Raw genomic sequence first — 6,940 nt, forward strand, 5'->3', positions numbered from 1 at the left:
CTCTCTACATTTTCAATAATTGTGCAAGCTGCTTGCAAGCGTCACGTTCAAATTGATGATACATTGTTGTGAATAGTTGTAACGCCTCTTTTGCATATTGACGCATTGGATCCTCTTGTCCATAATAACGCAAGCCAATTCCTTCTTTTAGTAGCTCCATTGCCTCTAAATGTTTTGTCCAGTACATATCAAGCAATCCTAATACGACCCGTTTCAACACGATCTCTAGCTCTTCGTTTCCTTCAAGGGATTGGACGTGTGAGATCCATGTATCGACTGCCGTCTTTGCAGCGTGCTCCACTTCTGAACGATCGGTGACAGAAGAAAGGTCGATTTTCTCATTTGTCACCATGTGTACACTTTCGATGACGCGGGATACGTCCCATTCTTCTGGAATTGCTTCTTCTGGACAAGCTTCGTCGATCTCGCGCTCGATATACGTTGGAAGCATAGAAAGAACAATGGAACGCACATCGGTTGATTCAAGAACACGATTACGGAGCGTATAAATCGTTCGACGCTGTTCGTTTAATACATCATCCAGCTTTAAGTTATATTCCCGTACAGAGAAATTGCTTCCTTCACAAATGCGCTGGACACGGTTGACAAATTCATGAACGTCTTTGTTTAATACTTCGCCTTCTTCGTTTACGTGCAATGATTTTTTCATTTTTTCTAGTTCCTCTTTTGCGAAGCGGCGGAACATCTCATCTTCAAGCGAAATGAAAAATTGCGAGCGTCCCGGATCGCCTTGGCGACCTGCACGTCCTTTTAATTGGTTATCAATGCGTCGGCTTTCATGGCGTTCTGTACCGAGGACATACAATCCGCCAAGCTCTGCTACTCCTTCGCCGAGCATAATATCTGTTCCGCGTCCCGCCATATTTGTCGCAATCGTAATTTGTCCTTTTTGACCGGCGCGAGAAATGAGTTCAACTTCTTGTTCGACGCTTTTGGCGTTTAACAATTGAAACGGTAACCCTTCTTCTGCTAAATATTTCGCCACTTTTTCCGACTGTAAAATGGACGTCGTTCCGATGAGCATCGGTTGTCCTGTCGCATGAACGCGTTTCGCTTCTTTGGCGACGGCTTTATATTTCGCTTCGATTGTCGCAAAGACGCGATCCGGCAAGTCTTGACGGATGACAGGACGGTTTGTTGGAATTTGGACGACATCCATTCCATACAACGTTTGAAACTCTTTTTCTTCTGTTTTTGCTGTTCCTGTCATTCCTGATAAAATCGGATAAAGGCGGAAATAGTTTTGAATTGTCACTGACGCTTGAATTTTATTTTCCTCCGTCAACTCTAATCCTTCTTTTGCTTCAATCGCTTGATGAAGCCCGTTGCTTAAACTGCGCCCTTCCATCGGACGACCGGTGAACATGTCAATTAACAACACTTTTCCGTCTTTCACGATATAGTCGACATCGCGCGTAAACATGACGTATGCGCGCAACGCTTGAATGACGTAGTGGTACAACACTTGATGTTCAAGATCGTATAAGTTGTCGATGCCAAATCCCTTTTCAATTTTTTCAATCCCGCGATCAGTTAAGCTAACAGCCTTTGTTTCTTCATCGTATTCGTAATCTTCTCCACGAACAAAATGCTTCACAATACGAGCACACAAGTAACTTAACTCCGAGCTTACTCCTGTCTTACCAGCAATAATGAGCGGTGTTTTTGCTTCATCGATGAGTACGCTATCAATTTCATCGATGATCGCATAATGGAATGGGCGCTGTACGCGCTCGCCAACGCTATATACCATATGATCACGCAAATAGTCGAATCCAAACTCAGTTCCGACACCGTACGTAATATCAGCCATGTATGCCGCTTTTTTTTGTTCGGATGTCATTTGTGGTAAATTTAATCCAACGGATAAACCTAAAAACTCATGAATTTGACCAATTAACTCGCGGTCGCGACGAGCTAAGTAGTCGTTTACTGTAATGACATGCACTCCTTTTCCTTCCAAAGCGCGTAAATAGCTTGGTGAAGAAGCGACGAGCGTCTTTCCTTCCCCTGTCGCCATCTCCGCAATATTTCCTTCCGCAAGCACAAGCCCACCAATGAGCTGAACGTCAAAATGGCGCATGCCAAGCACACGTTTTGACGCTTCGCGAACGGTCGCAAAAGCCTCAACTTGTACATCAAATACGGTTTCGCCATTTTGTAGACGGCGTTTGAACTCTGCTGTTTTTGCTTTCAACTGTTCATCCGTCATTTTTTCAAACTCTGGCTCAAGCGCATTAATGCGTGCAACCGTTTTATAATAGTTTTTCAGTTTTCGTTCATCGCTGTTGACTAACTTTTTTATGTAAGATAACATCGGGAACCTTCTCCTTCGCTGTAAATCAAATAGTCTCAACGTACAGTATACCATTGTTCCCAAAATGTTTCACTCTCTGAAAAGCATTTCTGTACTTTTCTTTTTATGGGTGATATTTCTACTTTGTAGAAAAAATTATCAAAATATGAAACTTTTTTATGTTTTTTTCGTTTTAGTAGGTGTATTTGCTTTTGAGGGCGAATATGTATGTTACATTCTTTTGAAGGAGGACTTTTATGAAAAAATGGAAGAAGACCGCATTATCCGTTAGTTTAGTTTCCGCACTGATCGTGCCGACGGTCGCTCAAGCGTCGACGGAACCGCCAATAGCCCAATGGAAAAAACAAGTGACAAAAGGGCAAACGGCTCTTGCTTACAAACGGTTTGAAGAGGCGCAAGATCAAGTGAGCACCGACACGCTGATTGTCAAGTACAGCGAGAAAATTCCAGCTGCCGTGCATCGTAGTTTCGGAGCGACGCTGAAGCAATCATTTCCGCAACTAGGATATGACGTCGTCACCGTGCAAAAAGGGAAAGATATGCAGCAAGTGATAAAAAATTATGCAAAATTAAAAGCCGTCAAACGTGTGACACCAAGTTTTACATACAAACGGCTCGGTTCGGCTGATCCGAAAGCAGACCATATGTATTTATTATCGCTTTTAAACATAGATAAAGCGTTAAAACTTGCTGGGAAGTCTAGTGTCACAGTTGCTGTCATCGACACAGGAATGGACACGAAACATCCTGAGTTCAAAGGGCGTCTTCTCCCAGCTTACAATGCGATCAATCCGGCAGGGGCACCGATCAAAGATGTGCACGGAACGCACGTTGCCGGCATTATCGGTGCGAACGTCAACAACGGTGTGGGAGCGCATGGCGTCAACCCGAACGTCAAAATTTTGCCGATTGACGTATTCGGTGGGGGATGGGGGGCAAGCGACTATACGATCGCCCAAGGCATTTTGTATGCGATTGAAAAAGGAGCAAAAGTCATTAATATGAGCCTTGGCGGCTATTTTAGCTCGCCGATTTTAGAAGAAGCTGTTCAAAAAGCCATTGACGCAGGAATTACGGTCGTTGCGGCAGCAGGAAACGAAGCGACAGATATGTACTCCATCCCAGCTTCATACGAAGGAGTCATTAGCGTCGGAGCGACCGACAACAAAAATGAGCTTGCTGAGTTTTCAAACTACGGTCCGTCTGTGGACATTGTGGCGCCGGGCGTGGATGTGTACAGCCCGATTTATGACTATGCGAAAGGTTCTTCGTTTGCTGAGTTAAGTGGAACATCGATGGCGTCGCCAGTTGTGGCGGGCGTGGCGTCTCTTCTTTTATCGAAAGATCCGAATTTAAAGCCGTATCAAGTCGAATGGATATTAGAACGCACGGCGACAGATTTAGGAGACCCGGGCTATGATTTAACGTACGGCAACGGTTTAGTCAATCCAGTGGCAGCGTTGCAATATAACATCAAAAACGTGCCGCAAAAAGAAAAATGGAACGATGAAACGATTTTAGCGAAAGCGCCAGTCATTGATGCGAAAGAGCCGTACGTGAAAACAGGTTCGTTCACAAACCCAGAGGAAGTGCATTGGGTGAAAGTGAACGTTCAACAAGGCGAAAGTGTCCAAGCGTTACTTGAAGGAGCACAATCATACGATGATAAGCTCGTATTCCGTTTCTACCCAGAAGGGCAAACGGTGTCTGAAAAACCGATTCAAGTGAATGACGGTCGCGCAGGTGAAATGGAAGCAAAACTATTTACGGCAAAGCAATCAGGCGTGCTTGCGATCGGCGTCACAGATGCGAACGGCAACTACAGCTTGCAAGGAAAGTCAACATATACGTTAACTGTCCAGTCGTTTACAGAGCTTGCGGACGATGGCTTGACAAAAGAAAATCCAGCTACCATTGAACAATTGCCGTTTGTCGCAGAGGACTTAACATTTGTCCCAGAAAAAGATGCAACGGAAAGCGACCGCGACTATTTTCAATTTACTGTCACAGAGCCAACAACGGTCAAGTTTCAATTGTCCTCGGTTCCAGGGATCGACTCATCATTAAACATTTATTTAGCTGATGAGCTATATCGTCCTGTTGATCCAGACGTGAAATATAAAGAAATGGCATTCCCGATTGCATCTGGAAACAATAACGGCATAAGTAAAGGAGAAACGCTCACATTTGAAGCGCAACCGGGTGTGCCATATGTCGTTGAAGCTTCTAGCGAACCGATGGGCGGATTTTATCCAATGATGTTTGATCTGGCGATGTTAAACAATCAAGTAAAACAGTTAACCGGTTCAGCAATCCCATATCAACTTCGCGCAGAAGTCGTGACACTTCCAGCTGACGAAGACAACTTCCCAGCACGTGAGCCGATGCCATCGGAAGAAGGGGCTGTGGAACAAGCTGAAAAAATAAAAGAACAAATGCGCAAACCGAACGATGTGATCGTCATTATTGACGATGGGAGTTGGAGTTATTTCGATCAAGAACAAGTACAGCAAATTAAAGAAAATGCCCGTCCTCACAATATTGGAGATCGAACACAAGCGTTCATTCAATTTAGTGGCGACCAAGATTTTTACCAATTCACTGTCCCAACAACGGCTGTGTACGAGTTTTCGTTTGCGACACCTGAAGATATGATGCCTTCAGCTACATTATTTGAATACGATGAGAAAAAAGACGATCTCGTACCGGTAAACAACTTTTGGCCATTTGATTGGATGACAGGCAAAAAACAAACAGATTGGACGCTCATTTTGGAAGAAGGAAAAACGTACTACATGTCGGTGCAAAACGACTATTATCAACCGGTCGCTGAACCGTATAGGATTGCGTCGAAAAAATTAATCGATGCACCAAAAGATAAAAATGAGAAAAATAACGATCCAGTTCAAGCCACGGTCGTGAACGTCAATGAAACGAAAACAGGAAACTTCGTGCTTCCGAACGATGTCGATTACTACTACTATAAACATCGTCAAGCGAACGAACTGTTGACGCTTTTTGCACAGCCAAGCAAGCCAAATGCGTCGCTACCAAAACCATTGCGAGGCACATTAGTTCCGATCATCTCGGTTGTCGAAGATACGAACGGCAATATGACGATTGACGAAGACGAATACGGCAAAGCGGTCACGTTTGCTCCGAATGGTTGGAGCCCGTTATACGATGCGCACGGATCGTTCCGAGCGAAGAAAAACGTCGGATATTTCTTTGTCATCGACTCATTTATGTTTGACGGACTATCGCTTCAGTCGTACAACTTTGGCATTCAATCGTTCAGCAAAAAAGATGAAGATGCATCGTCTGTCTTAAAAAACAACGTACCATCGAAGCCGCTTTCTCTCCGTAAAAAAGGAAATGCGTATGAAGCAACGGGGTATATGAACATCGTTGACTATGGAGATAAAGATGCGTACAAATTTGTCGTTGAAAAAGACGGTACATTTACATTCAAGCTCAATGTACCGGGCACGATGGACGGCGTCATGTCCATTTTCGATGCGAAAGGACGCCTCGTTCAAACGTATGACCATTACGGTGACGGCGACGCAGAAATCGGTACGCTTTCGTTGAAAAAAGGAACGTACTATGTCGTCGTAGAGGAATCGCTCGCTCGTCCAAATGCTAAGCCATACACGCTCTCTATAACAAAGAAATAGATGAAACGAAGGTTGCCTGCATATGTAGGCAGCCTTTAATCTTTTTCCAGACGCCTCGTGCAACCAATCGTGTTAAAATAAATATAAGATTCATAGACAACGAGGTGAATCATATGCGATTCATATGGCTTACGTTCTTTTTTTTATTGTTGTTTCAACATCCAGCTCATGCTCATGTCGTTGATTTAACAAATAAAGCACAAGCGCAAGCGTACGAAGATTACTATCCGCTGATTGCCCGCTATAAAGGAACGAGTGGAGTGACGTTTGAAAGTTACAGTATATATTGGGATGAAACGAAGCTTGCCAAACTTGAGCAAGAGTTATTAAAAAATAAACACGGTGCCGAACTCTCCTTGTTAGGGAGTATAAAAATTTTTCCTGATTACCCCGCAGGACAAAACGTGCTTGGACAATATTTTGCGCAATATCAAGTCAGTCCGAAGCTGTCTCTTCTTCCAAATCGATATATTCATTTGTATGGAGGAAATGAATGGACGACGGTGGAAGAGATGGCGACGACGTTAGCGCACGAGTACGGGCATCATTTCACTTATTATTATTTGTTAAATAAAGAACAAAGCCGACCGAACGAATGGCTGCAGTCGCAGTATGCTGCCGCGCGCGAGTTGTTTCACTACCCGTCCGTTCATATTGATGGAAGTGGAGAATATGAATGGTATATGCCTGAAATATTAGCGGAAGACTACGTGCAGCTATTCGGGTCGCCACATGCGCTCAAAGGGCATATGCAAATGAATCCATATCTCCCGACGCCATTTGAGCTTCCAGCGCTACAAACATATTGGAAAAATCAGCTTGGCGCTCCGTACGACTCATATTTCGCACCTTGGTAGGGCGGAACAAAAGGATTTTTTATTCAGTTTTTTAGAATAACTTTTAAACCAACACCAAAAGCGATGGT

Annotated in this window: 3 protein-coding genes; 2 read left to right on the forward strand and 1 reads right to left on the reverse strand. The window is 44.0% G+C overall.

Annotated elements, in window-relative coordinates; translation table 11 throughout:
• Positions 1–4: 4 nt before the first annotated feature.
• Positions 5–2,338 carry an accessory Sec system translocase SecA2 gene (secA2, locus tag EKC99_RS12315; RefSeq protein ID WP_163152111.1) on the reverse strand — a complete coding sequence of 778 codons (2,334 nt, stop codon included), beginning with the start codon at positions 2,336–2,338 and terminating at the stop codon, positions 5–7.
• Between the two features lie 236 nt (positions 2,339–2,574).
• On the opposite strand from secA2, the gene EKC99_RS12320 reads away from it, so the two are divergent.
• Together EKC99_RS12320 and EKC99_RS12325 are read left to right on the forward strand one after the other, a co-directional pair.
• Complete coding sequence (locus tag EKC99_RS12320; protein ID WP_163152113.1) at positions 2,575–6,015, forward strand: S8 family peptidase; 3,441 nt, start codon at positions 2,575–2,577, stop codon at positions 6,013–6,015.
• A 113-nt stretch (positions 6,016–6,128) separates the two neighbouring features.
• Complete coding sequence (locus tag EKC99_RS12325; RefSeq protein ID WP_240468871.1) at positions 6,129–6,872, forward strand: hypothetical protein; 744 nt, start codon at positions 6,129–6,131, stop codon at positions 6,870–6,872.
• Positions 6,873–6,940: the final 68 nt, after the last annotated feature.

It is taken from the genome of Anoxybacillus sp. MB8, assembly GCF_011006755.1.
Classification (GTDB): domain Bacteria; phylum Bacillota; class Bacilli; order Bacillales; family Anoxybacillaceae; genus Anoxybacillus; species Anoxybacillus gonensis.

What these genes read in the sequence shown, in the direction of transcription:
- secA2 (WP_163152111.1), bottom strand. Translation starts at nt 2,338, where the DNA reads ATGTTATCTTACATAAAAAAGTTAGTCAACAGCGATGAACGAAAACTG.
- EKC99_RS12325 (WP_240468871.1), top strand. Translation starts at nt 6,129, where the DNA reads ATGCGATTCATATGGCTTACGTTCTTTTTTTTATTGTTGTTTCAACAT.
- EKC99_RS12320 (WP_163152113.1), top strand. Translation starts at nt 2,575, where the DNA reads ATGAAAAAATGGAAGAAGACCGCATTATCCGTTAGTTTAGTTTCCGCA.